25 protein-coding genes are annotated in these 25,663 nt (G+C 72.3%); 6 read left to right on the top strand and 19 right to left on the bottom strand.

Translation table 11 applies throughout. The features are described 5' to 3' along the window. Positions 1-30: 30 nt before the first annotated feature. Both ACUP6Y_RS10690 and ACUP6Y_RS10685 read right to left on the bottom strand, forming a co-directional pair. Positions 31-984 carry a YihY/virulence factor BrkB family protein gene (locus tag ACUP6Y_RS10690; protein WP_462556122.1) on the bottom strand — a complete coding sequence of 318 codons (954 nt, stop codon included), beginning with the start codon at positions 982-984 and terminating at the stop codon, positions 31-33. A gap of 69 nt (positions 985-1,053) precedes the next feature. Then, positions 1,054-2,391, bottom strand: a complete 1,338-nt coding sequence (locus ACUP6Y_RS10685; RefSeq protein WP_462556119.1) for a cation:dicarboxylate symporter family transporter — start codon at positions 2,389-2,391, stop codon at positions 1,054-1,056. 132 nt (positions 2,392-2,523) lie between these two features. Between ACUP6Y_RS10685 and ACUP6Y_RS10680 the strand changes: the two genes are divergently transcribed. Next, a complete protein-coding gene (locus tag ACUP6Y_RS10680) occupies positions 2,524-4,113 on the top strand; it encodes a sensor histidine kinase (RefSeq protein ID WP_462556116.1) in 1,590 nt (529 codons plus the stop codon). Then, entirely contained in the window at positions 4,110-4,802 is a 693-nt protein-coding gene (locus tag ACUP6Y_RS10675; RefSeq protein WP_462556113.1) for a response regulator, read from the top strand. The genes ACUP6Y_RS10680 and ACUP6Y_RS10675 overlap by 4 nt, the downstream gene beginning before the upstream one ends. Positions 4,803-4,815: 13 nt before the next feature. On the opposite strand, the gene ACUP6Y_RS10670 is transcribed toward ACUP6Y_RS10675, so the two are convergent. Next, positions 4,816-6,267, bottom strand: coding sequence for a glycine hydroxymethyltransferase (locus tag ACUP6Y_RS10670; protein WP_462556111.1), 1,452 nt, complete (start codon positions 6,265-6,267; stop codon positions 4,816-4,818). Between the two features lie 348 nt (positions 6,268-6,615). Between ACUP6Y_RS10670 and ACUP6Y_RS10665 the strand changes: the two genes are divergently transcribed. The 3 genes from ACUP6Y_RS10665 (at position 6,616) to ACUP6Y_RS10655 (ending at position 10,072) form a co-directional block, all read left to right on the top strand. Then, positions 6,616-8,337 (top strand): nitrite/sulfite reductase, encoded by a 1,722-nt coding sequence (locus ACUP6Y_RS10665; RefSeq protein WP_462556108.1) that lies wholly within the window; start codon positions 6,616-6,618, stop codon positions 8,335-8,337. 195 nt (positions 8,338-8,532) lie between these two features. Next, positions 8,533-9,279: a phosphoadenylyl-sulfate reductase gene (locus ACUP6Y_RS10660; RefSeq protein WP_462556106.1), complete on the top strand. Its 747-nt coding sequence runs from the start codon at positions 8,533-8,535 to the stop codon at positions 9,277-9,279. A gap of 49 nt (positions 9,280-9,328) precedes the next feature. Beyond that, positions 9,329-10,072, top strand: a complete 744-nt coding sequence (locus tag ACUP6Y_RS10655; RefSeq protein ID WP_462556103.1) for a sirohydrochlorin chelatase — start codon at positions 9,329-9,331, stop codon at positions 10,070-10,072. 118 nt (positions 10,073-10,190) lie between these two features. On the opposite strand, the gene ACUP6Y_RS10650 is transcribed toward ACUP6Y_RS10655, so the two are convergent. From ACUP6Y_RS10650 to hutH, 16 genes are all read right to left on the bottom strand, one after another. After that, entirely contained in the window at positions 10,191-10,601 is a 411-nt protein-coding gene (locus ACUP6Y_RS10650) for a DUF3037 domain-containing protein (RefSeq protein ID WP_462556101.1), read from the bottom strand. Continuing rightward, positions 10,598-11,383, bottom strand: a complete 786-nt coding sequence (locus ACUP6Y_RS10645; protein WP_462556099.1) for a HipA family kinase — start codon at positions 11,381-11,383, stop codon at positions 10,598-10,600. The genes ACUP6Y_RS10650 and ACUP6Y_RS10645 overlap by 4 nt, the downstream gene beginning before the upstream one ends. Beyond that, complete coding sequence (locus tag ACUP6Y_RS10640; RefSeq protein WP_462556096.1) at positions 11,380-12,237, bottom strand: polyphosphate kinase 2 family protein; 858 nt, start codon at positions 12,235-12,237, stop codon at positions 11,380-11,382. The genes ACUP6Y_RS10645 and ACUP6Y_RS10640 overlap by 4 nt, the downstream gene beginning before the upstream one ends. Before the next feature lies 1 nt (position 12,238). Next, positions 12,239-12,751: a phosphoribosyltransferase gene (locus ACUP6Y_RS10635; protein WP_462556093.1), complete on the bottom strand. Its 513-nt coding sequence runs from the start codon at positions 12,749-12,751 to the stop codon at positions 12,239-12,241. Continuing rightward, positions 12,741-13,292, bottom strand: a complete 552-nt coding sequence (locus ACUP6Y_RS10630) for a regulatory protein RecX (protein ID WP_462556091.1) — start codon at positions 13,290-13,292, stop codon at positions 12,741-12,743. Before ACUP6Y_RS10630 ends, ACUP6Y_RS10635 begins: the two co-directional genes overlap by 11 nt. A gap of 116 nt (positions 13,293-13,408) precedes the next feature. Further along, a complete protein-coding gene (gene recA / locus ACUP6Y_RS10625; protein ID WP_462556088.1) occupies positions 13,409-14,461 on the bottom strand; it encodes a recombinase RecA in 1,053 nt (350 codons plus the stop codon). Between the two features lie 194 nt (positions 14,462-14,655). Further along, the gene (locus tag ACUP6Y_RS10620; protein WP_462556085.1) at positions 14,656-15,939 is read right to left on the bottom strand and encodes an MFS transporter; all 1,284 of its coding nucleotides are present in this window, start codon (positions 15,937-15,939) and stop codon (positions 14,656-14,658) included. Next, on the bottom strand, positions 15,936-16,130 hold the full coding sequence (locus ACUP6Y_RS10615; RefSeq protein ID WP_462556082.1) for a DUF3046 domain-containing protein: 195 nt from the start codon (positions 16,128-16,130) through the stop codon (positions 15,936-15,938). Before ACUP6Y_RS10615 ends, ACUP6Y_RS10620 begins: the two co-directional genes overlap by 4 nt. Then, positions 16,127-16,675, bottom strand: a complete 549-nt coding sequence (locus tag ACUP6Y_RS10610) for a DinB family protein (RefSeq protein ID WP_462556079.1) — start codon at positions 16,673-16,675, stop codon at positions 16,127-16,129. The genes ACUP6Y_RS10615 and ACUP6Y_RS10610 overlap by 4 nt, the downstream gene beginning before the upstream one ends. Before the next feature lie 95 nt (positions 16,676-16,770). Then, positions 16,771-17,247, bottom strand: a complete 477-nt coding sequence (locus tag ACUP6Y_RS10605) for a hypothetical protein (protein ID WP_462556076.1) — start codon at positions 17,245-17,247, stop codon at positions 16,771-16,773. A 29-nt stretch (positions 17,248-17,276) separates the two neighbouring features. Further along, positions 17,277-17,840, bottom strand: coding sequence for a DM13 domain-containing protein (locus tag ACUP6Y_RS10600; RefSeq protein WP_462556073.1), 564 nt, complete (start codon positions 17,838-17,840; stop codon positions 17,277-17,279). A gap of 18 nt (positions 17,841-17,858) precedes the next feature. Next, the gene (hutI, locus tag ACUP6Y_RS10595; protein WP_462556071.1) at positions 17,859-19,016 is read right to left on the bottom strand and encodes an imidazolonepropionase; all 1,158 of its coding nucleotides are present in this window, start codon (positions 19,014-19,016) and stop codon (positions 17,859-17,861) included. After that, positions 19,013-20,320 (bottom strand): formimidoylglutamate deiminase, encoded by a 1,308-nt coding sequence (locus ACUP6Y_RS10590; RefSeq protein ID WP_462556068.1) that lies wholly within the window; start codon positions 20,318-20,320, stop codon positions 19,013-19,015. The genes hutI and ACUP6Y_RS10590 overlap by 4 nt, the downstream gene beginning before the upstream one ends. Next, complete coding sequence (locus ACUP6Y_RS10585; RefSeq protein WP_462556065.1) at positions 20,317-21,501, bottom strand: allantoate amidohydrolase; 1,185 nt, start codon at positions 21,499-21,501, stop codon at positions 20,317-20,319. Before ACUP6Y_RS10585 ends, ACUP6Y_RS10590 begins: the two co-directional genes overlap by 4 nt. 4 nt (positions 21,502-21,505) lie before the next feature. Then, the gene (hutU, locus tag ACUP6Y_RS10580) at positions 21,506-23,176 is read right to left on the bottom strand and encodes a urocanate hydratase (RefSeq protein WP_462556062.1); all 1,671 of its coding nucleotides are present in this window, start codon (positions 23,174-23,176) and stop codon (positions 21,506-21,508) included. Further along, positions 23,173-24,717 (bottom strand): histidine ammonia-lyase, encoded by a 1,545-nt coding sequence (gene hutH / locus ACUP6Y_RS10575; protein WP_462556059.1) that lies wholly within the window; start codon positions 24,715-24,717, stop codon positions 23,173-23,175. Before hutH ends, hutU begins: the two co-directional genes overlap by 4 nt. Positions 24,718-24,825: 108 nt before the next feature. Here hutH and ACUP6Y_RS10570 point away from each other — a divergent pair, with 108 nt between their 5' ends. After that, positions 24,826-25,584, top strand: a complete 759-nt coding sequence (locus ACUP6Y_RS10570) for an IclR family transcriptional regulator (RefSeq protein ID WP_462556057.1) — start codon at positions 24,826-24,828, stop codon at positions 25,582-25,584. Positions 25,585-25,663 lie beyond the last annotated feature (79 nt).

Raw genomic sequence — 25,663 nt, 5'->3', positions numbered from 1 at the left:
TCCTCCGCTCAGCACGCCCACGGCCGGAACCTACTCCACCGGGTCCGGCGTACGACGCAACAGGCGGTCCAGCAGCTCGCGGCGCGCCCGTTGCGTCGTCTCCTGGGGGAACACCTCGTCGAAGGCGGCGTTGACGCCGGCGCCGATCAGCACCGCCAGCGCCGCGATGTAGAGCCAGACCAGGATCGCGATCGGCGCGGCGAGCGGCCCGTAGATGGAGTGGGAGTCCTCGGCGGTCACGGTGAGCACCCAGCGCAGCAGGTAGGACCCGACGATCCAGGTCGACAGAGAGAACACCGCGCCCGGCAGGTTGAAGCTCCAGCTGGTCCGCACCGGCACCGAGAGGTGGTAGAGGGTGGCGAGGAAGCACACGCACATCACGATGATCAGCGGCCAGTAGAACTGCATGAGGAACTCGGCCCGGTTGGGCAGCCACGAGCGGACCAGCTTGGGGCCGGCGACCACGAGCGGCAGCGTGATCGCGCCGGAGATCACGGCCAGGATGTAGAGCACGAACGAGAGCACCCGGGTGCGCACGATCCCCCGGTGCCCGCCGAGCCCGTGCATGATCGTGATGGCGTCGACGAAGACGTTGAGGGCCCGCGAGCCGGACCAGAGCGCGAGCACGAACCCGAGCGAGATCACGTCGAACCGGCCACCGCGCAGCACGTCGTTCATGGTCGGCTTGATCACCTTGTTGACGGCCGTGTCGGTCAGGAACCGCGAGAACAGGTCGACGACGGCGCGGCGTACGTCGTCGATCTGGGCCGCGGTGAAGTGCTCGGTGACGTAGCCGACGCCGCCGGCGAGGGCGAAGATCAGCGGCGGGACCGACACGACGGCGAAGAAGGCCGCCTCGGCGGCCAGCCCGGTGACGCGGTACCGCAGGCACGAGCCCACCGTGGTCACGACCAGGCGCCACAGCAGGCGGGCGAGGCGGCGGAGCCACGGCGCCCCGACCTGGGTGCCCGAGTCCGCCGCCATGGGCCTCACGCTATCCGGCGGCCGGCCCTGCCCCGGGGATCCGCCCGGCCACCGCCTCGATCTTCCGGATCAGACCGGCAGGGGCACCCGCTCCGGCTCGGGCTCCGGCGCGACATGGTCGTCGATCATCGTGGTCTCGTCGAACGGGTCGGCGCCGGCGAGCACCCGGTCCAGCCGGGCGCGGTCGAGGCTGCCGGTCCAGTGTCCGACCAGGACGGTGCCGACGGCGTTGCCGGCGAAGTTGGTCAGCGCCCGGGCCTCGGACATGAACCGGTCGATGCCGACGATCAGGCCGACGCCGTCGACCAGCTCGGGCCGGTGCGACTGCAGGCCGCCGGCCAGCACGGCCATGCCGGAGCCGGTGACGCCGGCCGCGCCCTTCGCGGCGATCATCATGAACAGCAGCAGCGAGACCTGCTCGCCCAGTGCGAGCGGCGTGCCGAGGGCCTCGGCGATGAAGATCGAGGCCATGGTCAGGTAGATCGCGGTGCCATCGAGGTTGAACGAGTAGCCCGTCGGCACGACGACGCCCACGGTGGTCTTGTCGACGCCGGCGTGCTCCAGCTTGGCGATCGCCCGGGGCAGCGCGGACTCCGACGACGAGGTGGCGAGGATCAGCAGGAACTCGCGGCCCAGGTAGCGCAGCAGCGCGAAGATGTTGATGCCGGTGATGACCTTGAGCAGGGCGCCGAGGACGACGACGACGAACAGCACGCAGGTGAGGTAGAAGCCGACCATCAGCACGGCCAGGCTCTTCAGCGCGTCCACGCCGCCCTGCCCGGTGACGGCGGCCATCGCGCCGAACGCGCCGACCGGAGCGGCCCACATGATCATCGCCAGCAGCCGGAACACCAAACGCTGCAGGTGGCCGACAGCGGTGATGATCGGCGCACTGGTGGCGCCCATCCGCTGCAGCGCGAACCCGACGAGCAACGCGACCAGCAGGGTCTGCAGCACGCTCCCGCTGGTGAGCGCGCTGAACATCGAGGTCGGGATGATGCCGAGCAGGAACGCCGTGGTGTCGGCGTGTCCCTCGGCCGCCTTCTCCTGCGCGGTGGCCGCGGCCTCGGCGGTCAGGTGCAGGCCGTCGCCGGGCTGCAGCAGGTTGCCGACCAGCATGCCGATCGACAGCGCCACCGTCGACATCACCAGGAAGTAGCCGAGCGCGAGACCACCGACGCGGCCCACCTTCGCGGCACTGGCCACGGAGCCGACACCGAGCACGATGGTGCAGAAGATGACCGGCTGGATCATCATCTTGATCAGGTTCACGAAGCCCTCGCCGAGCGGCTTGAGCTCGACCGCGAAGGCCGGGAACAGCAGGCCGGTGGCGATGCCGAGCAGCACCGCGCCGATCACCGCCAGGTAGAGGTAGTGCGTCCGCGCGCCGCGCGCCGTGCTGGTCATGGTTCCTCCGGATGTCGCTGGGTCGGGGTTCTCCGCCACTCTGCGACCGGTCGTGACGACCGTCACCGTTGTGTTCGTTGTGTTCGTGGCGCAGGTCACATCAACGGCCCTCGCCTGGGCGAGAATGACGACGTGCCCCGACCCCGCCTGCTCCGCGACCGCCCGGTCGCCCGCCAGGTGCTGGTGCTGCAGGTCGGCACCGTGCTCCTGCTCGTCGTGGTCGGCATCGCGATGGCGTCGTACGACGCCCGGCGCGACTCCCGCAGCCGGGCGACCCAGCGCGCGGTGGCCGTGGCGCAGACCGTGGCCGACTCCCCCGCCGTCCGCGAGGCGCTGCGCGGCCCGGACCCGACCGCCGAGCTGCAGCCGTGGGCCGAGCAGGTCCGGCGCGACACCGACACCGACTTCGTCGTGGTCATGGGTCTGGACCGGACCCGCTACACCCACCCCGACCCGGCCCAGATCGGCGGGAGGTTCGTCGGCGACCTCGGCGACGCGCCCGAGGGCAGCGTCTTCACCCAGCAGTACACCGGCACGCTCGGCCCATCGGTGCGCTCCGTCGTACCCGTCGAGGAGGACGGCCGGGTGGTGGCGCTGGTGTCGGTCGGCATCACCGTCAGCGACATCAACCGCGGGCTGCGCCGCGACGTGACGATCGTGGTGCTCTGCGGCCTGCTCGTGCTGCTGCTCGGCCTCACCGGCGCCGGGCTGCTCGGCCGGCGGCTGCACCGGGTCACCCACGGGATGGGCGAGCAGGAGCTGGCCCGGATGTACGAGTACTACTCGGCCGTCCTGCACTCCGTCCGCGAGGGACTGCTGCTCCTCGACGGGACGGGCCGGGTCCAGCTGATCAACGACGAGGCCCGGCGGCTGCTCGCCCTTCCCGACGACGTCGTCGGACAGCCCGTCGAGGAGCTCGGCCTCGCGCCGGGCCTGGTCGCCGCCGCGCGCGGCCGCACCGCCGAGTCCGACGACCTCTATCTCGCGGGCGAGCGGATGCTCGTCGTCTCCGCGGCCCCGGCCCGCTGGGACGGCCGCGACGTCGGCTCCGTCGTCACTCTGCGCGACCACACCGAGCTCCGCTCGGTCACCGGCGAGCTCGAGGTCGTCCGACGGCTCACCGAGTCGCTGCGCTCGCAGAACCACGAATCCGCCAACCGGCTGCACACCGTGGTCTCCCTGATCGAGATGGGCCGCCCCGACGACGCGGTCGAGTTCGCGACGTCCGAGCTGCACGTCGCCCAGCTGCTCACCGACCAGGTCGTCGGCGCCGTCGAGGACCCGGTCCTGGCCGCGCTGCTGCTCGGCAAGACCGCCGAGGGCGCCGAGCGCGGCATCGACCTCACCATCACCGGCACCGTCCCCGCCGGCACCACCATCCCCGCCCGCGACCTGGTCACCGTCGTCGGCAACCTGGTCGACAACGCCTTCGACGCGGTCGCCCTCTCCGACCCGCGCCGGGTCGCGGTCACCTTCGAGGGGGACGCCGGGCCGCTCGTCGTCCGGGTCGGCGACAGCGGCCCGGGTCTCGACGCGGCGGCGGCCGAGCGGGCGCTCGACCGCGGCTGGACCACCAAGGCCGAGCCTGGCACCGGCCGCGGCCTCGGCCTGGCGCTCGTGGTCCAGGTCGCGCGCAAGCACGGCGGCGACGTCGTGGTCGGCCGCTCCTCACTCGGCGGCGCGGAGTTCACCGTCTCGCTGCACCCGGACGCGGTCTCGTGACCGTGCGGGTGCTCGTCGTCGAGGACGAGGAGCTGGCGGCCGAGGCGCACGCGTCGTACGTCGCCCGGGTGCCGGGATTCGCGCTCGCCGGCATCGCCCGCTCGGCCCGCGAGGCGGTCCGCGCGCTCGACGCCGCCCGCAACGACGGCTCCCCCGTCGACCTGGTGCTGCTCGACATGAACCTGCCCGACACCCACGGCCTCGGGTTGCTGGCCGGCCTGCGCGGCGCCGGCCACCTGTGCGACATCATCGCGGTGACCGCCGCCCGCGACACCCAGGTGGTGCGCCAGGCGGTCGGTCAGGGGGTCGTGCTCTACCTGCTCAAGCCGTTCACGTTCGCGACCTTCCGCGCCAAGCTCGAGCAGTACGCCGCCTACCGGGCCGAGCTCGACGCCGCCCCCGCCGAGGTGGTGCAGGACGAGGTCGACCGGCTGCTCGGCTCGCTGCGCCCGAGCGCCACCGCGCCGCTGCCCAAGGGGATGAGCGCCGAGACCCTGCGCACGGTCACCGCCGCGCTCCGCGAGGCCGACGGCGACCTGTCCGCGAGCGAGGTCGCGGCGGCCGTCGGCAGCTCGCGGGTCACCGCGCGGCGCTACCTCGAGCATCTCGCCGACCAGGGGCTCGCCGCCCGCGGCCTGAGGTACGGCGCGGGCGGCGGGCGTCCCGAGGTCAGCTACTCCTGGCGCTGACCCACCCGGTGGGTCAGGCCAGGTCGAGACCCGGGTACAGCGGGTGCTTGTCGAGCAGCTCCGCCGACGCCGCGCGGACCTTGTCGGCCACCCCGTCGGCGAGCACGTACGACGCCTTCGACGGCGCGCCTGCCGACGTCGTGCCGGGCGTGGTGCTCGTGAGGACCTCGACGATCAGGTCGGCGACCGCGTCGAACTCGGATGCACCGAAGCCGCGGCTGGTGAGCGCGGGGGTGCCGACCCGGATGCCGGAGGTGTACCAGGCCCCGTTGGGGTCGGCCGGCACCGAGTTGCGGTTGGTGACCACGCCGGCGTCGAGCAGCGCCGACTCGGCCTGTCGCCCGGTCAGTCCGAAGGAGGACACGTCGAGCAGCACGAGGTGGTTGTCGGTGCCGTCGGTGACCAGCTTGGTGCCGCGGATCTGCAGGCCCTCGGCGAGCGACTTCGCGTTGTCGGCGACCGCCTGGGCGTAGGTCTGGAAGTCGGGCGTGCGGGCCTCGGCGAAGGCGACGGCCTTCGCGGCCATCACGTGCGAGAGCGGGCCGCCGAGCACCATCGGGCAGCCGCGGTCGACGCTCGGGGCGTACTCCTCGGTCGCCAGGATGAAGCCACCGCGCGGGCCGCGCAGCGACTTGTGCGAGGTGCTGGTGACGACGTGGGCGTGCGGGACCGGATCCTCGTCGCCGGTGAAGACCTTGCCCGCGACCAGTCCGGCGAAGTGCGCCATGTCGACCATCAAGGTGGCGCCGACCTCGTCGGCGATCTCGCGCATCTTGGCGAAGTTCACCCTCCGCGGGTACGCCGAGTAGCCGGCGACCAGGATGAGCGGCTTGAACTCCTGGGCCTTGGCACGCAGGGCGTCGTAGTCGATCAGCCCGGTCGCGGGGTCGGTGCCGTACTGCTGCTGGTGGAACATCTTGCCGCTGATGTTCGGGCGGAAGCCGTGGGTGAGGTGGCCGCCGGTGTCGAGGCTCATGCCGAGCAGACGCTGGTTGCCGAGCTCGTGGCGCAGTCTCTCCCAGTCGGCGTCGGAGAGGTCGTTCATGTTCTTCACGCCGGCGTCCTGCAGCCACGGGCCCTCCACGCGGTGGGCGAGGATCGCCCAGTACGCCGTCAGGTTGGCGTCGATGCCGGAGTGCGGCTGGACGTAGGCGTACTCGGCGCCGAACAGCTCGCGGGCGTGCTCGGCGGCGAGCGACTCGACGGTGTCGACGTTCTGGCAGCCGGCATAGAAGCGGTGCCCGACCGTGCCCTCGGCGTACTTGTCGCTGAACCAGGTGCCCATGGTGAGCAGCACGGCCGGCGAGGCGTAGTTCTCGCTCGCGATCAGCTTGAGCGACGCCCGCTGGTCGGCGAGCTCCTGGCGGGTCGCGTCCGCGATGCGCGGCTCGACGGAGGCGATGACCTCCAGGGCCTGGTTGTAGGCGCTGCTGACAAGGCCGGCGTCGAGGGAGTTGTCGCTCATGGCGCACAGCGTAGTGCCGCGGGTGCGCTGGCGCGCTGGCAGGCAGCGCCTGGTGTGACATGCGTCGCAGGCGCGGCCCGAACCCTCGGGGCAGACGGGTCGATCTGTCCGCATAATGAGAATGGCATCCAGATAATGAGATTCAGATTTGTGGACCGGGCGTCCGAGGGATGAGACTCGTTGACATGGTCACTGCTGCCACTCATGCGCACCTCGTGGTTCGACGCCACGTGGACTTCGGGCGCACGCGCAGCATGATGTGTTGGCCCCGCTGACGTCGCCGCCGCATCCACCCGAGCCGCGCCCCCTCACCGCCGGGCGCCCATCAGCGAAGGACCTCCTCTCCGCATGCCTGACCTGCGCTTCCAGTCCCAGCCGCCCCGTCACACCGACGTCCCGCGCCCCCGTCGTGCCGAGGGTCAGTGGTCGTTCGGCTACTCCGAGCCGCTGAACAAGAACGAGCAGTCCAAGAAGGACGACGACCCGCTCAACGTCGAGAACCGGATCCGGTTCATCTACTCCAAGCGCGGCTTCGACTCCATCGACCCCGCCGACCTGCGCGGCAGGTTCCGTTGGATGGGTCTCTACACCCAGCGCAAGCCCGGCATCGACGGCGGCAAGACCGGCTCGATGGAGGAGGAGGAGCTCGACGACCGCTTCTTCATGATGCGGGTCCGCTCCGACGGCAAGCTGCTCGGCGCCGACGCGCTGCGCACCCTCGGGGGCATCTCCACCGACTTCGCCCGCAGCACCGCCGACATCACCGACCGGCAGAACATCCAGTACCACTGGATCGACATCGCCAACGTGCCCGAGATCTGGGAGCGGCTGGCCGCCGTCGGGCTCGACACCCTCGAGGCGTGCGGCGACTGCCCCCGCGGCTTCCTGGGCTCGCCGGTCGCCGGCGTCGCCAAGGACGAGATCATCGACGGCACCCCCGCCCTCGACGAGATCCGCCGGCGCTACATCGGCAACCCCGACTACTCGAACCTGCCCCGCAAGTTCAAGACCTCGATCTCCGGGCACCCGAGCCTGGACGCCGCGCCCGAGATCAACGACGTGTCCTTCGTCGGCGTGGTCCACCCCGAGCACGGTCCCGGCTTCGACCTGTGGGTCGGCGGCGGCCTGTCGACCAACCCGATGCTGGCCACCCGCCTCGGCGTGTGGATCCCGCTCGACGAGGTCGCCGACGCCTGGGAGGGCGTGGTCTCGATCTTCCGCGACTACGGCTACCGCCGGCTGCGCTCGCGCGCCCGGCTGAAGTTCCTCGTCGCCGACTGGGGCGCCGACAAGTTCCGCGAGGTCCTCGAGAACGAGTACCTCGGGCACAAGCTGGTCCGCAACGAGTCGCCCGCCTACGCCACCCACAACGGCGACCACATCGGGATCCACGAGCAGAAGGACGGCAGCTTCTACATCGGCATCACGCCGACCGTCGGTCGGATCAACGGCGAGGCGCTGACCGCCCTCGGTGACATCGTCGAGAAGTACGGCGTCGCCGGTGCCCGGCTCACGGCGTACCAGAAGGTCGTCGTGCTGGGGGTCGCTCCCGAGCAGGTCGACGCGATCGTCGCCGACCTCGACGCGATCGGCTTCTCGGCCAAGCCGTCGCACTGGCGTCGCTCGACGATGGCCTGCACCGGCATCGAGTTCTGCAAGCTGGCGATCGTCGACACCAAGCAGCGCGCGATCGATCTGGTGGGCGAGCTGGAGAAGCGCTTCCCGGACCTCGACACCCCGATCAGCATCAACGTCAACGGCTGCCCGAACGCCTGCGCCCGCACCCAGATCGCCGACATCGGCCTCAAGGGCCAGCTGGTGCTCGACGACGACGGCAACCAGGTCGAGGGCTTCCAGGTCCACCTGGGCGGCGGCATCGGTCTGCACACCACGATCGGCAAGAAGCTGCGCGCCCACAAGGTGACCAGCAAGGGCCTCGACGACTACGTCACGACCATCGTGTCGAACTACCTCGTCGACCGCGAGGGTCCCCAGGAGAGCTTCGCCCAGTGGGTGGCGCGCACCGACGAGGACCTGCTGCGCGGCGACAAGTCGCTGGCGACGGCCTGATCGACTCCGCACCATGTCCGAGCGAGCACAGCCCTTCCACTGCCCCTACTGCGGCGGTGAGGACCTGTGGCCCCACGAGGCGGGCCACGGGGCGTGGGAGTGCCGCTCGTGCCTGCGCGCGTTCCAGCTGAAGATGCTGGGCGTGGTCCCCCGGACCCCGCCCGGAACCAGTTCATCCAGAGAGGGGGGTGCGTCATGACGACCGCCACCACTCGTGCCGCCCGCGAGTTCCGCGGGTCGCACACCGCGGGCCGCTCCCCCGAGGAGCTGCGCGAGCTCGTGTCCCACTGGGGCGCCGAGCTCGAGCTGGCCCCCGCCGAGGTCATCATCGAGTGGGCCGCCGCCACCTTCGGCGACCGGTTCTGCATCACCTCCTCGATGGGCGACGCCGTCCTGGCGCACCTCGCCGAGAAGGTCGTCCCCGGCGTCGACGTCGTCTTCCTCGACACCGGCTACCACTTCGTCGAGACCGTCGGGACCCGTGACGCCGTCGCGGCCACCATGAAGGTCAACCTGATCTCGATCACCCCGAGCCAGTCGGTCGCCGAGCAGGACGCCGAGTACGGCCCCGAGCTCTACAAGCGCGACCCCGACCTGTGCTGCGCCCTGCGCAAGGTCAAGCCGCTGGCCGACTCGCTGGCCGGGTACGACGCGTGGGCCACCGGCCTGCGCCGGGCCGAGACCCACAACCGGGTGATCGCACCGGTGATCGGCTGGGACGCCAAGAAGCAGAAGGTCAAGGTGTCCCCCATCGCCCGGTGGAGCGACGAGCAGGTCGAGCGCTACATCGCCGAGAACGGCGTGCTCGTCAACCCGCTCGTCTACGACGGCTACCCGTCCATCGGCTGCGCGCCCTGCACCCGCCGGGTCGCCCCCGGCGAGGACCCGCGCAGCGGCCGTTGGGCCGGCACCAACAAGACCGAATGCGGGATCCACTCATGACCGCCCGCATCCCGGAGGACCGCACCTTCGAAGAGGGAGGGAACCGACGATGACCGCTCCGGCACTCATCGCCCTTGCCCACGGCAGCCGCGACCCGCGCTCGGCCGCCACCGTTTCCGCGCTCGTCGACGCGACGAAGGCGTTGCGTCCCGACCTGCGCATCGAGAAGGCGTTCCTCGACCTCGCCAAGCCGAGCTTCCACACCGTCGTGGACCGGCTGGTGAAGGCGGGGTACGACGAGATCGTCGTCGTACCGCTGCTGCTGGTCGAGGCCTTCCACGCCCGGGTCGACGTACCCGAGGTGATCGCCGAGGCGACGACACGCCACCCGGGTCTGCAGATCCGCGCTACCGACGTGCTCGGTCTCGAGGCGCGCTTCCTCGAGGTGCTCGACGAGCGGCTCCGCGAGGCGCTGCGCGCCGCCCGGGTCCGTGAGCTCGACGCGCTGGTCCTCGCCGCCGCCGGCACCTCCGATCCGCTGGCCAACCAGGCCGTCGCCCGGCTCGCCCGGCTGTGGGGCGCGCACCACAAGCTGCCCGTCACCGCGGCGTACGCCACCAGCGCTCCCCCGGCCACCGGCGAGGCCGTGCGCGCCTTCCGCGCCGAGGGCCGCCGCCACATCGCCGTCGCCTCGCTGTTCCTGGCGCCCGGCAACCTGGTCGACCGGGCCGCCGAGCTGGCCCTCGAAGCCGGTGCCGTCGCCGTGTCCGAGCCGCTCGGCGCCCACCCGGAGATCGCCCGCACCATCCTCGCCCGGTACGCCGTCGGCGCGGTCGAGCTGGTTCCGGTCTGAGCCGACCCGGCGCAAACTGCCCCGTAGACGTCGTCGACCCGGCGCAAAGCGAACTCCCGAAGAAGTTCGCTTTGCGCCGGGTCGACGTCATTCCAGGGTTGATTTGCGCCGGGTCGCGCTAGAGGACCAGCTGCTCCAGGAGATGCTCGAGCGTCCGGGCCGGGTCGGCGGTGACGCCGCCGTGGACCGGGCCGGGCTGGAGCACCGTGCTCCTCGGCGCCTTCAGGAACCCGAAACGGGTGCCGGCGTCGTCCTTCTGGGTGCGGGAGCCGTACGCCGTCGCGCGCACGCCCACGCCGAAGCCCGCATGGGCCTCGCCGCGGCACACCCGCTCGACCGCGTCGAGCGCGGTCCGGACCGCCGCCACGTCGACCTCGGCGTCGAGGGCACGGATCCGCTCGGGGTCCACCGATGAGCGGACGCCGAGGTAGTCCTCGGCCGGGCAGTGGAGAACCACGCCCACGTTGACGAACTCCTCGCGCTCGACGCGCGGGACGCAGCGCAGGGTGACGTACTGGTACGGCTTCACGACGCCAGCTCCGGCGCCGGGAGCCAGGCCCGGCCGCCGTCGCGGCGGGCGGTCAGGAAGGCGACGTAGCGCTCGCGGAGCAGCTCGGGCGTCTCCGCGCCCGGGACCGGCTCCAGCCAGTCGTCGCACACCTCGGCCAGCACCTCGGCCAGCGACGCGTCGGTCAGCCGGGCCGCGAGGTGGGCGTCCTGGGTCACCGCCTGCGCTGCGAAACCACGCAGGATGTGCTCGGAGGCGTCGTACGGCTGCGCCGCGAAGCGCGCCGGGTCGCCAGGGCCGCCGGACCACGAGTGGTGGAAGTACAGCGACGCACCATGGTCGATCGCCTGCAGGGTGCCTCGCCAGACCAGCAGGTTGGGGTTGCGCCAGCTGCGGTCGACGTTCGTGGTGAAGGCGTCGAGCCAGAGCACGCGTCCGGCCAGGTCGGCGTCCGGACCGGTCGTCGGGTCGTAGCCGAAGGAGCCGGGCAGGAAGTCGATGCCGAGGTTGAGACCGGTGCTGGCGTTGATCAGGTCCTGCACCTCCTCGTCGGCCTCGTAGCGCGCGATCTGCGGGTCGAGGTCGAGCACCACCTGGTCGGGCGTGGGTACGTCGAGCAGCCGGGCGATCCCCGCGACCACCACCTCGGCCACCAGCACCCGCGTGCCCTGGCCGGCGCCGCGGAACTTGCAGACGTAGGTGCCGAGGTCGTCGGCCTCCACGATGCCGGGCAGGCTGCCGCCCTCGCGCAGCGGCGTGACGTACCGGGTGACCTTGACCTGCTCCATCCGCCCGCCGGTCACAGCGCCGACTCGTCGAGGAGCCGCTGCCTCTCGTGCGCCACGTCGAAGTCGGCCTTCGGCCAACCCAGGTCGAAGGCCTGCAGCGCGTCGTGGAGCAGGGCGCCGATCGCCAGGTTCCGGTACCACTTCTTGTCGGCCGGGATCACGTGCCACGGCGCGACGTCGGTGCTGGTGCGCGCGATCGCGATCTCGTATGCCTCCTGGTAGGCCGGCCACAGCTCCCGCTCGTCGACGTCGCCCGGGTTGTACTTCCAGTGCTTGGTCTCGTCGTCGAGCCGCGCCAGCAGGCGCTCCTTCTGCTCGGCCGCCGAGATGTGCAGCATGCACTTGATGATCGTGGTGCCCTCGGCGGCGAGCTCGGCCTCCCAGGCGTTGATGGCGTCGTAGCGCCGCTCGATCTCCTCCGGCGGCGCGAGCCCGCGCACGCGCGCGATCAGGACGTCCTCGTAGTGGGAGCGGTCGAACACGCCGATCAGGCCCACCGGCGGGAGCGCCTTGGTGATCCGCCACAGGAAGTCGTGGGCGCGCTCCTCTGGCGTCGGCGCCTTGAACGAGGTGATCCGCACGCCCTGCGGGTCGACCAGGCCGACCGTCGAGCGCAGCGTGCCGCCCTTGCCGGAGGTGTCCATGCCCTGCAGCACCAGCAGGATGCTGCGCCGACCGCCTGACTTGCCGTCGGCGAACAGCCGCTCCTGCAGCTCGGCCAGGTCCGGCCCGAGGTCGGCCAGCGCCGCCTCGCCGTCCTTCTTGTCGCCGTCGAAGCCGGGGGCGGCGTCGGTGTCGATCTCACCCAGGGCGATCGGGCCCGGCGCGACGCGCAGCGCGGAGGTCAGGTCGGAGAGAGGGAAGCCCATGTCAGTGCGCCTGCCCGCCGCGACGGTCGACCAAGGGTGGCGTCGACGACCAGGGGAAGTCGATCCAGGCCTCGGTACGACGCCAGACGTACTCCGGGCGGATCACCGTCCACGGCTTCTCGTAGACCACCGCCGTCCGCGCCTCCGCCACGTGGTCGGCGAAGAAGTCGCGCACCACCTCGAGCGTCTTGCCGGTGTCGGCGACGTCGTCGGCGATGAGCACCTTCATGCCGGTCAGGTCGATCGCGGCCGGCGTCGGCGGCAGCATCATGGGCACGTCGAGGCGCTCGTCGACGCCGGTGTAGAACTCGACGTTGACCGCCGACAGGTTCTTCACGTCCAGCGCGTACCCCAGGCCCATCGCCAGCCCGAGCCCGCCCCGGGCGATCGCCAGCACGATGTCCGGCTCGAAGCCGTCGTCGACGACCTGCTGTGCCAGGTCGCGCACCGCGGTGCCGAACAGGTCGTAGGTCAAGATCTCGCGCTCGAGCGCCGGCGCCGCGTCAGTCGTCACGCGCCCATTGTGCATCGGCGTCGTCCAGCTCCGCCGCTGCCCCGAGCTCGCGTCGCACGACGGCGTAGGCCACCCCCGGCCCGTAGCCCTTGCGAGCCAGCATCGCGACCAGGCGCCGGGTCGCGACCTGCGGGTCGAGACCGCGCATGCCCCGCAGCCTCTTGCGGACCAGCACCGCCGCCGTCTGCGCCTCGTCGTCCGGGTCGACCTCGGCCAGCACCGTCTTCGTGGTCTCGTCGGCCACGCCCTTGCGGCGCAGCTCGGCCGCCAAGGCGGTGCGGGCCAGGCCGCGGCTGCGCTGCCGGCCCTCCACCCAGGCGCGGGCGAAGGCCTCGTCATCGACCAGGCCGACCTCCTCGAAGCGGTCGAGCAGGCGGGTCACCACCTCGGCCGGGACGTTGCGCCGGGCCAGCCGGTCCTCGAGCTCGTGGCGGCTGCGGGCCTTGAGGCTGAGCTGGTCGAGGAGGATCTTGCGCGCGACGGACTCGGGGTCGGCGTCCTCGGTCCAGCCGTCGCCCTCGGGGGGTTCCTCGTTGCGCATCGGTCGCCTCCTCGTGGTCATGGTGGCTCGGGCGGGTGCCGGCGCCGCCTTCGCCGTTCCCGTCGTGCCGCCGTGTTGCCGCCACGCGAAGGCGGAACCTACGGAACCCGATCGCGTCAGAAGGAGTCGACGCCGATGGGCTCGTCGGAGAGGTCGTTGACGTCGCCGTCGACGGTGGGGGTGACGCCGAGCTTCTCGAGGATCTTCTTCTCCAACTCGTTGGCCAGGTCGGGGTTGTCCTTGAGGAAGGTGCGGGCGTTCTCCTTGCCCTGGCCGAGCTGGTCGCCCTCGTAGGTGTACCAGGCGCCGGCCTTGCGGATCAGGCCGGCCTCGACGCCGACGTCGATCAGGCTGCCCTCGCGGGAGATGCCCTTGCCGTACATGATGTCGAACTCGGCCTGCTTGAACGGCGGGGCGACCTTGTTCTTGACGACCTTGACCCGGGTCCGGTTGCCGACCATGTCGGTGCCGTCCTTGAGGGTCTCGATGCGGCGCACGTCGAGGCGCACCGAGGAGTAGAACTTCAGCGCGCGACCACCGGTGGTGGTCTCGGGCGAGCCGAACATGACGCCGATCTTCTCGCGCAGCTGGTTGATGAAGATGGCGGTCGTCTTGGACTGGTTGAGGGCACCGGTCATCTTGCGGAGGGCCTGCGACATGAGGCGGGCCTGGAGACCGACGTGGCTGTCACCCATCTCGCCCTCGATCTCGGCGCGGGGCACGAGCGCGGCGACGGAGTCGATGACGATCAGGTCGAGGGCGCCGGAGCGGATCAGCATGTCGGCGATCTCGAGGGCCTGCTCACCGGAGTCGGGCTGCGAGACCAGGAGGGCGTCGGTGTCGACGCCCAGGGCCTTGGCGTACTCGGGGTCGAGCGCGTGCTCGGCGTCGATGAAGGCCACGATGCCGCCGGCGGCCTGGGCACTGGCGACGGCGTGCAGCGAGACCGTGGTCTTACCGCTGGACTCCGGGCCGTAGATCTCCACCACGCGGCCCCGCGGGAGGCCGCCGATGCCGAGCGCCACGTCGAGCGCGATCGAGCCTGTCGGGATCACGTCCAGGGGAGCGCGCGAGTCGTCGCCGAGCCGCATCACCGACCCCTTGCCGTACTGCTTCTCGATGTTGAGCAGAGCGGTCTCGAGCGCCTTCTGCCGGTCGTCTCCAGCCATGGTCCTCAGTCCTTCGTGTCGTGGTGGGCCAGGTACGAAGGCGACGCTAGGGCGGGGTCCCGACAGAACCTGGTCAGTCGTGTCGTGGGTGTGGACAATCCGGCCGTACGTCGTACCTGTGGACAGCCGAGGGACCCGATCGATCCGGCCGCTGCCGTGGGACCAACCTAGCCGAACAGGTGTTCGAAGTCAGGTCAGGCGAGTCGGCGTGTCGCGGCGGCGCGCGACTCCGCGACGGCCCGGGCGGCGCAGCCGAGCACGCCGACGACGAGAAGCAGGCTGCCCAGCGCCAGCGCGGGGTAGCCCGCACCGCCGACGACGACGCCCGCGACCGCGCCGGCAGCGGCGGCGGTCAGGCCCATGACGAGGTCGGAGACGCCCTGCACGTCGGTGCGTACGTCGAGCGGAGCGTGCTCGGCGACTAGCGTGGACGCCGACACCATGACCAGCGACCAGCCGACGCCGAGCAGGAACAGCCCGGCGGTCACCTCCCACGACATCCCGCTGGGAGCCGAGGCGCAGAGCAGCAGCGCGGCGAGCAGCACGACTCCCCCGGCAGCCAGCACCGGCGGGCGGCCGACCCGGTCGGCGAGCATGCCGACGAGCGGCGAGAAGGCGAACATGCCGAGCACGTGGACGCTGATGACGACGCCGATGACCTCGAGCCCGGACCCGCCGTGCTCCATGTGCAGCGGTGTCATCACCATCACACCGACCATCGTGGCGTGGGTGAGCGCGAGTCCGGCGATGGCGTAGCCGAGGATCGGGCGCTCGCGCACGGTGGCGGCGGCCCGGCTCCACGACGATCCCGTCCGCACGACGCCTGGTGCGGCCGCGCGCGAGGCCGCCTCCTGCGCGGTCAGCAGCGGATCGGGACGCAGCAGCACCCCTACCACGATGGCGGCGGTGAGCATGCCGATCGCGCCGATCGCGAAGGGGCCGGTCAGCTCCGGGATGCCGACGACGTCGGCGAAGGATCCCGCCGGACCGGTGAGGTTGGGCCCCGCGACGGCGCCGATCGTGGTCGCCCAGACGACGAGGGACAGCGAGCGCGCGCGATTGTCGTCGGTGGCGAGGTCGGTGGCGGCGTACCGCGCCGCGTTGTTGGCCGAGGTGGTCGCGCCGAGCATCGTCGCGCCGACGAGCAGCAGCAACATCGACCCGGCCACACCCGCCAGCACGGCGGTGACGGCGCCGACCGCCCCGAGGACGTACCCCGTCATCAGTCCCGTACGACGCCCACGGCGTGCCATCAGCGGCGCCAGCAGGAACGAGATGACCGCGGCGCCGAGCACCTGCGCGGTCTGCGCCAGTCCCGCCATCGACTCCGCACCCGACAGGTCGCGGGCGAGCAGCGACGCGGTGGCGATGCCGATGGTGATGCCGACCGCGCCGACCGCCTGCGTGAGGACCAGGACGCGGACGGTGCGGCGCTGCACCCCGCCGAGGACCAGGTCGGGCTCGGCCAGCCCGCTCACCGCTCGCTCTCCGGGAGCTCGCGCACCTCCCAGACCGCGCGCCAGACCTCCTTCGGCGAGACGCCGGCGGCGAGGGCCTCGCTCGGGGTGCGGTGGTCGAGAGCGCCGATCACGAAGCTGTCGGCCCACACCCGCGCGTAGGCCGCGCCGAGGTTGCGGTCCATGCGTGCCCAGAACTCGGTGTGCCTCACTCCGCCATGATCCACCGGACGTCCCAGCGGTGGTGCACCAGGTCGTGCAGGTGGTAGCGGCCGAGGGTCTCGACGGTGAAGACGCTGCCATCGCTGCGCCGGCCGGGGCGGCCCCACGCGTCGTCGGGCACCCGGTCGTAGGCGTCGGCGACCGCGTCGGCCGCTGCCACCAGGTCCGGTACGACGGCCGCGGCCCGCTGCTCGTCGTACCTCTGCGCGACGGCGGTCTCGTCCTGGTCCCAGTTCGCGAACCGCGGGTCGTCCTCGGCGAGCAGCTGCTCGACGCGCCCGAGGAAGACGCCGTGGACGTCGCGGACGTGGCAGGCGTACTCGGTGGGCGACCAGACCGCGGGCGCCGGTCGCCGGCCGGCCCGCGGGTCCTCGAGCACGGAGACCCAGAAGTCCGCGTTGTCGCGGATGACGTCGCCGAACCCGACCCGGTCGACAACGGCGGAGTCGAACCCGCAGTCGGGGCACGCTCGGTCGAGCACCCAGGTCCAGTCCTTGGTGTCGGGAGTGATCTCGGCGGTCGTCTCGTTCGTCACGCGACCATCCTCGGGGCCCGGAAGCCCCCGCTACGAGCGGGGATCCGGTCAATCGCCGTCGATCAACTGCCAGCGACGCTCGGTGGCCGGCCGGGTCAGGCCGAGGAGGTTGAACCGGGCGAGCCGGACCAGCGCCTGGGCCGGTCGACCTCGAGGAGGGCCGCGACGGCATCGACGGCCTCGTCGGTGCTGTCGGCCGCGCGGATCAGCGCGAGCACCTCGTCGACACGCTCGCCGACGGCCGCGGCGAACCGGAGCCGGTCGAGAGCGGTCGCCCGCTCCACGGCGGGGTCCTGGGGATCGGGCGCGGCCAGGATCGCCGGCGTCGCCGCCTCTCCCTCGGCCGCCCACCGCGCGTCGATGCGCTCCGCGACCGTCTGGAGGAGGACGCACAGCATCGGGACCTGGTCGGTGCGGATGACGAGGTCCTCGAAGTCGGAGGCGCGCAGCCGCAGGTGCGGGCCCGGCGTGCCGGCGTCGGCGTGGCTGGCGAACCAGCCGTCGACGACGACCGACCGGTCACGCCGCGCGCTCGGCATCGCCGCGTGGGCGTGGTCCTCGGGCAGGTCCATGCCCGCACGGTAGCCGGACGCGCCGCGGGTCAGGTGAGGGGCGCGGTTCCGAAGGCGACGTTGAACCGGTCGCACCAGATGACGACCGAGCGCATCGCGGACAGGTCGGCGTCGTCGGGTATCTCGTAGTTCTGGCTGCCCTGGTTGCCCTTCAGCTCGCCCAGGTCGACGTGGGCGTCGTCGTCGTAGCTGCTCCAGGAGTCCCGACACCCGCCGCAGGACCCGCCGCTCGGCTGGTCGCTGAGCCACACGTGGAGGTCGGGACCGTTGGAGGTGTCGAGGTCCTCGATCCGCAGGAACCGGCTGCCGTCGCTGCGGCGATAGACGGTCGCGCGGCCGGTCGTGCCGTGCTCGGCGTCGATGAAGTCGGCTGAGACGAGCACGACCCGGGTCCGCTCGTCGCCCGACGCCGAGGGCACGGCGGTGTCGGCGAGCCCGCCGGACGCCGTACCGACGACGGCAGCGGGGTCGTCGCCCTCGTCGGCCGTCGTGTCGACGAACAGCAGCCAGGGTTGGAAGAGCGCCAGGGCCGCCACGAGTACGACGACCAGGACGCCCCCGATCGCCAGCCAGGTCGCGCGTCGGCGGCTCACGCCCCCACCTTAGAAGAGTCAGCCGCTCCAGGTGCGCGCCACGAGCGGCACGCCCGGCCGGTAGGCGAGGTGGACGTGGGTGGGCGCGTCGAGCAGGGCCAGGTCGGCGCGGGCGCCGGGGACGACGCGGCCGACGTCGGTACGGCCGAGCGCGGCGGCGCCACCGGCCGTGGCGGCCCAGACGGCCTCGGCGGGCGTCATCCCCATCTCCCGGACGGCGAGCGCAATGCAGAACAGCAGCGAGCTCGTGTAGCAGGAGCCTGGGTTGCAGTCGCTGGCGATCGCGACGGTGACACCGGCGTCGACGAGTCGTCGGCCCGAGGGGTACGGGTGGCGGGTGCTGAACTCGACGCCGGGCAGCAGGGTGGCGACGGTGCCGGCGTCGCGCAGCGCGTGGACGTCGTCGTCGGTGAGATAGGTGCAGTGGTCGACGGCGGTGAGGCCGAGCTCCGCGGCGAGACGTACGCCGGGACCCGCACCGAGCTGGTTGGCGTGGAGCCGGCCCCTCAGGCCGGCGGCGGCACCGGCCGCGAGGATCGTGCGGGCCTGGTCCTCGTCGAAGGCACCGCGCTCGCAGAACACGTCGATCCAGCGGGCGTGCGGAGCGGCCGCCGCGAGCATCGGACCGGTGACCAGGTCGACGTACGCGGCCGGGTCGTCGGCGTACTCCGGCGCCACGACGTGCGCGCCGAGGAAGGTCGTCTCGTCGGTGAACTCGCGGGCCACGCGCAGCGAGCGGGCCTCGTCGGCGACCGAGAGTCCGTAGCCGGACTTGATCTCGAGCGTGGTCGTGCCCTGGCGGCGCATCTCGGCGACGTGGCGCGCCACGCCGGCGGCGAGCTGGTCGTCGGAGGCGGCGCGGGTCGCGGCGACGGTGGTGCGGATGCCTCCGGCGGCGTACGACTCCCCCGCCATCCGGGCCTGGAACTCCAGGGCCCGGTCGCCGGCGAACACCAGGTGGCTGTGGCTGTCGACGAAGCCGGGCAGCACGGCGCGGCCCTGCGCGTCGAAGACCTCGTCGGCGGCGGGCGCGGCGGCCGCGGCGCCGACCCACTCGACGACGCCGTCGGCGAGGACGACGGCCGCGTCGGTGCGGACGCCGAGCAGATCGCCTGACTCGGCGGCCGCGGGGTCGTTGGTCACCAGCTCGCTGATGTTGGTGATGAGCAGGCTCACGCCCAGATCCTTCCGATGACGTCGGCGAGGTCGCGGCCGACCTGGCCGTGGTCTCCTTCGAAGACGACCTTGCCGTCGACGAGCACGTGCGTGACGTCGGCGCCACTCGCGGCGAAGACGGCGGTGTACACGTCGCCGCCGGTGCCGGCGGTGCGGGGGGACGCGAGGTCGAGGGTGACGAGGTCGGCGCGCTGACCGACGGCGATGTCGCCGGCGTCGGCGAAGCCGAGGCTGCGGTGGCCGTCGGCGGTACCGGCCCGGAGCAGCTCGACCGCGGTCCAGTGACCGCGCGCCCGAGTGGCGAGCCGCTCGTCCAGCTCGACCGCCCGCATCTCCTCGAACGCGTCGATGACCGCGTGGCTGTCGGATCCGAGGGTGAGCACCGAACCGGCCTCCTGCAGCGCTCGCGCCGGGCCGATGCCGTCACCGAGGTCGCGCTCGGTGGTCGGGCAGAAGGACGCGAACGCCCGCGCCTCGCCGAGCAGCCTGACGTCCTCGTCGGTCAGGTGCGTGGCGTGGACGGCACTGGTCATCGGGCCGAGGAAGCCGTGTTCGGCGAGCAGCCGGGTCGGCGTGACGCCGTGGGCGGCGACGCAGTCGGCGTTCTCCTTGACCTGCTCGGACAGGTGGACATGGACCGGCACGCCGTCCTCGACGTAGGGGGTGAACGCCTTGAGCGCGTCGGCGGGGACCGCGCGCACCGAGTGGGCGGCGACACCGATCAGGGAGGCGGCGCCGGTCAGCGGGGCGAGTGCGGAGACGCGCTCGTGCCAGGCCTCCGCGGTGCCGTCGGAGAAGCGGCGCTGGACGCCCTCGGGCGCGGCGCCGAAGCCGCTCGACAGGTAGAGCGTGTCGAGCAGGGTGATCCGGATGCCGGCGTCGCGGGCCGCGGCGAGGAGCGCGTTGCCCATCGCGTTGGCGTCGTCGTACGGCGTCCCGTCGGCCTGGTGGTGGAGGTAGTGGAACTCCCCTACCGAGGTGTAGCCGGCCGCCGCCATCTCGGCGTAGGTCGCCTTGGCCAGCTCGTAGTAGGTGTCGGGGTCGAGGCGCCCGGCGACGGCGTACATCTGCTCGCGCCAGGTCCAGAAGGTGCCGCGGTCGGTCTGGGTGCGCCCGCGCAGCGCCCGATGGAAGGCGTGGCTGTGGGTGTTGGCGAGCCCCGGCAGGGTCAGTCCCCGCAGGGGGACGCCGGTGCGGGTCGCGTCGGGCTCGACGGAGGTGATCCGGCCGTGCTCGACCTCGACCCGGACGGTGTCGCGGACCCGGCCGCCGACCCACGCCCGCTCCAGTAGGTAGGCGGTCATGGGCCGACCAGGCCGGTGAGCGCGTCGGCCAGCGCCTGCACGCCGGCCAGGCAGTCGGCCGTCTCGGCGGACTCGTACGGCGAGTGCGAGACGCCCGAGGGGTTGCGGACGAAGAGCATCGCCGTGGGGATGCCGGCGTCCTGGAGGATCCCGGCGTCGTGCCCGGCTTGCGTGGGCAGCACCGGAACCCCGCCGAGCCGGGCGACCAGCGAGTCCCGGAGCGCGACGTCGAAGGCGACCTCGCCGCTGACCGACTCGGGCGTCACGGTGACGGTGGTGCCGTCACGGTCCGCGCGCTCCACGGCCTGCTTCTCGACGGCGGCCACCAGCGCGGCCAGCGCGTCGTCGGACTCGGCGCGGGCGTCGAGCCACGCGGTGACGTGGGAGGGCACGGCGTTGGTGCCGTTGGGCCGGACGTCGATCCGGCCGAAGGTCGCCCGCTGCCCGGAGAGCCGGGCCTGCTTGTTGGCCGCGAGCGCGGTCATCGCGTAGGTGAGCATCGGGTCGGCGCGGTCCTCCATCCGGGTGGTGCCGGCGTGGTCGGCGCGGCCCGCGATGTCGTAGCGGTAGCGGCCGTGCGGCCAGATCGCACTGTGGACGCCGACCGGCGCGTCGAGCTCGATGAGCCCGCGGCCCTGCTCGACGTGCAGCTCGACGTACGTTTCGACGCCGTCGAGCAGGCTCGACTCCCCACCCTCGATGACGTCACCGAGCCGGACGCCGTCGCGGTCGGTGAGCTCGCGCGCCACGTCCCATGTCGTCGCGCCCACGGCGAGCCGGGAGCCGAGACATGCCCGGCCGAAGCGGGAGCCCTCCTCCTCGACGAACGCGGCGACACCGAGGCGCCGGGCGGGGGTGAGCCCGCGCGAGCGCATCAGGTCGAGCGCCGCGAACGAGGAGACGACACCGAGCGGGCCGTCGTAGGCGCCGCCGTCGAGGACGGAGTCGAGGTGGGAGCCGGTCAGGACCGAGGGACCGGCCGGTCCCCACCACGCGACCAGGTTGCCGAACGGGTCCTCCTCGACCTCCAGCCCGCGCGCGAGCGCGGCCTCGCGGAACCAGGCCCGCAGCTCGAGCTCGGCGGAGTGCCAGGGTTGGCGGAAATAGCCGCCGGAGGACGCCGAGCGTCCGACGGGCACGAGGTCGCGCCACATCTGCTCGAAGTCGGCAACCTGGGTCACGGGTTCAGCCCTCCTGCATGGGGATCCGGACGCCACGCTCGGCGGCGACCTCGATCGCGCGCGGGTAGCCCGCATCGACGTGGCGGATGACGCCCATGCCCGGGTCGTTGGTCAGCACGGCCTCGATCTTCGCAGCCGCGAGCTCGGTGCCGTCGGCGACACAGACCTGGCCGGAGTGGATCGAGCGACCCATCCCGACGCCGCCGCCGTGGTGCAGCGACACCCAGGTGGCGCCCGAGGCGACGGCCGTCATCGCGTTGAGCAGCGGCCAGTCGGCGATCGCGTCGGAGCCGTCGAGCATCGCCTCGGTCTCGCGGTACGGCGACGCCACCGACCCGCAGTCGAGGTGGTCGCGGCCGATCACGATCGGCGCCTTGAGCTCGCCGCTCTTGACCATCTCGTTGAACTTCAGGCCCGCCAGGTGGCGCTCCTGGTAGCCGAGCCAGCAGATCCGCGCCGGCAGGCCCTGGTAGTGGACCCGCTCCTGCGCCATGCCGATCCACTTGTGGAGCCGCTCGTTCTCAGGGAAGAGCTCCAGGATGGCGCGATCGGTGGCGGCGATGTCGGCCGGGTCGCCGGAGAGCGCGGCCCAGCGGAAGGGGCCCTTGCCCTCGCAGAACAGCGGTCGGATGTAGGCCGGCACGAAGCCGGGGAACTCGAACGCCCGCTCGTAGCCGCCCTTCCTGGCCTCGTCGCGGATCGAGTTGCCGTAGTCGAAGACCTCGGCACCGGCGTCCTGGAACTCCACCATCGCCCGCACGTGCGCGGCCATCGACGCCTGCGCGTCCTTGGTGAAGCCCTCCGGGTCACGCTGGGCGGCCTGGTGCCACTCGTCGAAGGGCACGCCGACGGGGAGGTACGACAACGGGTCGTGCGCGGACGTCTGGTCGGTGACGATGTCGATCGGCGCCCTCGTCTCCAGCAGCTTCGGGAACACCTCGGCGGCGTTGCCGAGCAGACCGATCGAGAGCGGCCGGCGCTCGTCGCGCGCCTCGATCGCCAGCCGCAGCGCGTGGTCGAGGTCGTCGGCCCGGACGTCGAGGTAGCGGTGCTCGATCCGGCGCTGGATGCGGGACTCGTCGACGTCGACGCAGATCGCGACGCCGTCGTTCATGGTCACGGCGAGCGGCTGGGCGCCGCCCATGCCGCCGAGGCCGGCGGTCAGCGTGATGGTGCCGGCCAGGGTGCCGCCGAAGCGCTTGTCGGCGACCGCGGCGAAGGTCTCGAAGGTGCCCTGCAGGATGCCCTGGGTGCCGATGTAGATCCACGATCCGGCCGTCATCTGGCCGTACATGGTCAGGCCGAGCTCCTCGAGCCGACGGAACTCCTCCCAGTTGGCCCAGTCGCCGACCAGGTTGGAGTTGGCGATGAGCACGCGGGGGGCCCACGTGTTGGTCTTCCACACGCCGACCGGCTTGCCGCTCTGGACCAGCATGGTCTCGTCGTCCTCGAGGTCGCGCAGGGTGCGCACGAGCGCGTCGTACGCCTCCCAGCTGCGGGCGGCCTTGCCGGTGCCGCCGTAGACGACGAGATCCTCGGGACGCTCGGCGTTCTCGGGGTCGAGGTTGTTCATCAGCATCCGCAGCGGCGCCTCGGTCTGCCAGCTCTTGGCGGTGAGCTCGGTGCCGGTGGCGGCGTGGACGGGGAGGCGCGGGTTGTCCTGCTGGGTGGTCATGCGAGTTCTCCGATCACGCTCGCGACGGCCGTGGTCACGGACCGGTCGGCGACGAGCTGGTAGGCGGTGTCGATCTCGGGGGCGAGGAAGCGGTCGGTGCCGGGGCCGCCGACGCCGGCGCCGCGGAGCAGGTCCACGACGGCGCCGGTGGCGGGGCTCGACTCGAGGGGGGCACGCAGGTTCAGCGCGCGGGCGGCGGTCATCAGCTCGATGGCGAGCACCCGGGTCAGGCCGTCGACGGCCCGGCGCAGCTTGCGCGCGGACGACCAGCCCATCGAGACGTGGTCCTCCTGCATCGCACTGCTCGGGATGGAGTCGACCGACGCCGGGTTGGCGAGGCGCTTGAGCTCGGAGACGATCGCGGCCTGGGTGTACTGCGCGATCATCAGACCCGAGTCGACGCCCGGGTCGTCGGCGAGGAACGGCGGGAGTCCGTGGTTGCGGGCCTTGTCGAGGAAGCGGTCGGTACGCCGCTCCGCGATCGAGGCGAGGTCGGCGGTGACGATCGCGAGGAAGTCGAGCACATAGGCGACCGGCGCCCCGTGGAAGTTTCCGTTCGACTCCACTCGGCGCTCGTCGGCGAGGACGACGGGGTTGTCGACCGCCGAGGCCAGCTCGCGCGACGCGACGGACGCCGCGTGGGCGACTGTGTCGCGGACGCCACCGTGGACCTGGGGCGAGCAGCGCAGCGAGTACGCGTCCTGGACCCGGTTGCAGTCGGGGCCGCGGTGGGAGGCGACGACGCCGGAGTCGCGCAGCAGCGCGGTGAGGTTGGCGGCGGACGCCGCCTGGCCGGGGTGCGGGCGGATTGCCTGCAGCTCGGGGGCGAAGACCCGGTCGGTGCCGAGCTGGCCCTCGACCGACATGGCCGCCGAGATGTCGGCGACCTTGAGCAGGTCGGTCAGGTCGTGGATCGCGAGCACCAGCATGCCGAGCATGCCGTCGGTGCCGTTGATCAGCGCCAGCCCCTCCTTCTCCTGCAGCTCGACCGGCGTCAGGCCGGCCGCGGCGAGCGCGGTGGCGGCGTCGGTGAGCTCGCCGTCGGCGGTGCGGACCGGGCCCTCGCCCATCAGCGCGAGCGCGCAATGCGCGAGGGGCGCCAGGTCGCCGGAGCAGCCGAGCGAGCCGTACTCGTGGACCACGGGGGTGATGCCGTGGGTCAGCAGCGCGGCGAGCAGCTCGGCGGTCTCCCGTCGTACGCCGGTGTGGCCGGTCGCGAGGGTCGAGAGCCGCAGCAGCATCAGGCCGCGCACGACCTCGCGCTCGACCTCGGGGCCGCTGCCGGCGGCGTGCGAGCGGACCAGCGAGCGCTGGAGCTGGGCACGCAGCTCGGGGGCGATGTGGCGGGTGGCGAGGGCGCCGAACCCGGTGGAGACGCCGTAGTGGGGCGTCGGGGACGCGGCGAGGTCCTCGATGACCGCTCGCGCCTTGTCGATGGCCGCGAGGGCCTCGTCACTGAGCACCACACCGGCGCCACCACGGGCGACCGCGACCACGTCGTCGAACGAGACCGCGCCCGTTCCCACCGTCACTCTCTCCATGTCACGATCTTGTGCCCCGGGGCTGGCGCCCGCCAGGGTCGAGCGTCATGATGGGTCTCAGATCCGAGACTCCCTACCTCGGCCGACCGAGTGTCAAGGAGCTGCCCGATGGCCCAGGTACCCGCCGCGACCCGGGCCCTGCGGGTCCTGCGCTTCCTCGCCGGCCAACCCGAGCCGGTCCCCGTCGAGCGCATCGCCCGCGAGCTCGGGATCCCGCGGTCCACGACGTACCACCTGCTCCAGGCGATGGCCGACGAGGGGTTCGTCGTCCACCTGGCCGACGACCGGCGCTACGGCCTGGGGGTCGCGGCGTTCGAGGTCGGGTCCGGCTACGCACGCCAGGCCCCGCTGCAGCGCCTGGCCCGCCGCCCACTCGCGAGCCTCGTCGACCGCACCGGCCACAGCGCCCACCTCGCGGTCCCCCACGGTCGCGACGTGCTCTACGTCGTCGAGGAGCGCGCCCCCGGCCGGCCGCCCCTGATCACCGACGTCGGCGTCCGCCTGCCCTCCCACCTGACCGCCAGCGGCCGCGCCATCCTCGCGCGGCTGCCGCCCAGCCAGGTCCGCGCCCTCTATCCCGACCGGGCGTCGTTCGTGGACCGCACCGGCGTCGGCCCCACCTCACCCACCGCCCTGCGCTCGGTCCTCTCCGAGACCCGCCAGCGCGGCTTCGCGGTCGAGGACAGCGAGGTGACCGAGGGGATGGCGAGCGTCGCGGCCGCCGTACTCGACCACAACGAGATGCCCGTCGCCGGCGTGGCGATCACCTACCCGACCGAGGACCTGGACCAGCGCCAGCGCGAGCGGCTGGCGAGCGCGGTGGTCGCCACCGCCGGGCTGCTCAGCCGGCGGCTGCGCGGACGGTAGGCCGGTGTTTGCGGGACGCGGGTCGCGGGATCGATGAAAAGCAAGGAGACTTCCAGTCCCTACCGACCTCTCCCGAACG

The sequence above is a fragment of the Nocardioides sp. S5-5 genome (assembly GCF_054954065.1).
This window is presented reverse-complemented; position numbering and strand designations above follow the sequence as displayed.

What these genes read in the sequence shown, in the direction of transcription:
- ACUP6Y_RS10665 (WP_462556108.1), top strand. Translation starts at nt 6,616, where the DNA reads ATGCCTGACCTGCGCTTCCAGTCCCAGCCGCCCCGTCACACCGACGTC.
- ACUP6Y_RS10640 (WP_462556096.1), bottom strand. Translation starts at nt 12,237, where the DNA reads ATGGGCTTCCCTCTCTCCGACCTGACCTCCGCGCTGCGCGTCGCGCCG.
- hutH (WP_462556059.1), bottom strand. Translation starts at nt 24,717, where the DNA reads ATGGAGAGAGTGACGGTGGGAACGGGCGCGGTCTCGTTCGACGACGTG.
- ACUP6Y_RS10590 (WP_462556068.1), bottom strand. Translation starts at nt 20,320, where the DNA reads ATGACCGCCTACCTACTGGAGCGGGCGTGGGTCGGCGGCCGGGTCCGC.
- ACUP6Y_RS10630 (WP_462556091.1), bottom strand. Translation starts at nt 13,292, where the DNA reads ATGCGCAACGAGGAACCCCCCGAGGGCGACGGCTGGACCGAGGACGCC.
- ACUP6Y_RS10655 (WP_462556103.1), top strand. Translation starts at nt 9,329, where the DNA reads ATGACCGCTCCGGCACTCATCGCCCTTGCCCACGGCAGCCGCGACCCG.
- ACUP6Y_RS10570 (WP_462556057.1), top strand. Translation starts at nt 24,826, where the DNA reads ATGGCCCAGGTACCCGCCGCGACCCGGGCCCTGCGGGTCCTGCGCTTC.
- ACUP6Y_RS10685 (WP_462556119.1), bottom strand. Translation starts at nt 2,391, where the DNA reads ATGACCAGCACGGCGCGCGGCGCGCGGACGCACTACCTCTACCTGGCG.
- recA (WP_462556088.1), bottom strand. Translation starts at nt 14,461, where the DNA reads ATGGCTGGAGACGACCGGCAGAAGGCGCTCGAGACCGCTCTGCTCAAC.
- ACUP6Y_RS10670 (WP_462556111.1), bottom strand. Translation starts at nt 6,267, where the DNA reads ATGAGCGACAACTCCCTCGACGCCGGCCTTGTCAGCAGCGCCTACAAC.
- hutU (WP_462556062.1), bottom strand. Translation starts at nt 23,176, where the DNA reads ATGACCACCCAGCAGGACAACCCGCGCCTCCCCGTCCACGCCGCCACC.
- ACUP6Y_RS10660 (WP_462556106.1), top strand. Translation starts at nt 8,533, where the DNA reads ATGACGACCGCCACCACTCGTGCCGCCCGCGAGTTCCGCGGGTCGCAC.
- ACUP6Y_RS10690 (WP_462556122.1), bottom strand. Translation starts at nt 984, where the DNA reads ATGGCGGCGGACTCGGGCACCCAGGTCGGGGCGCCGTGGCTCCGCCGC.
- ACUP6Y_RS10605 (WP_462556076.1), bottom strand. Translation starts at nt 17,247, where the DNA reads ATGGACCTGCCCGAGGACCACGCCCACGCGGCGATGCCGAGCGCGCGG.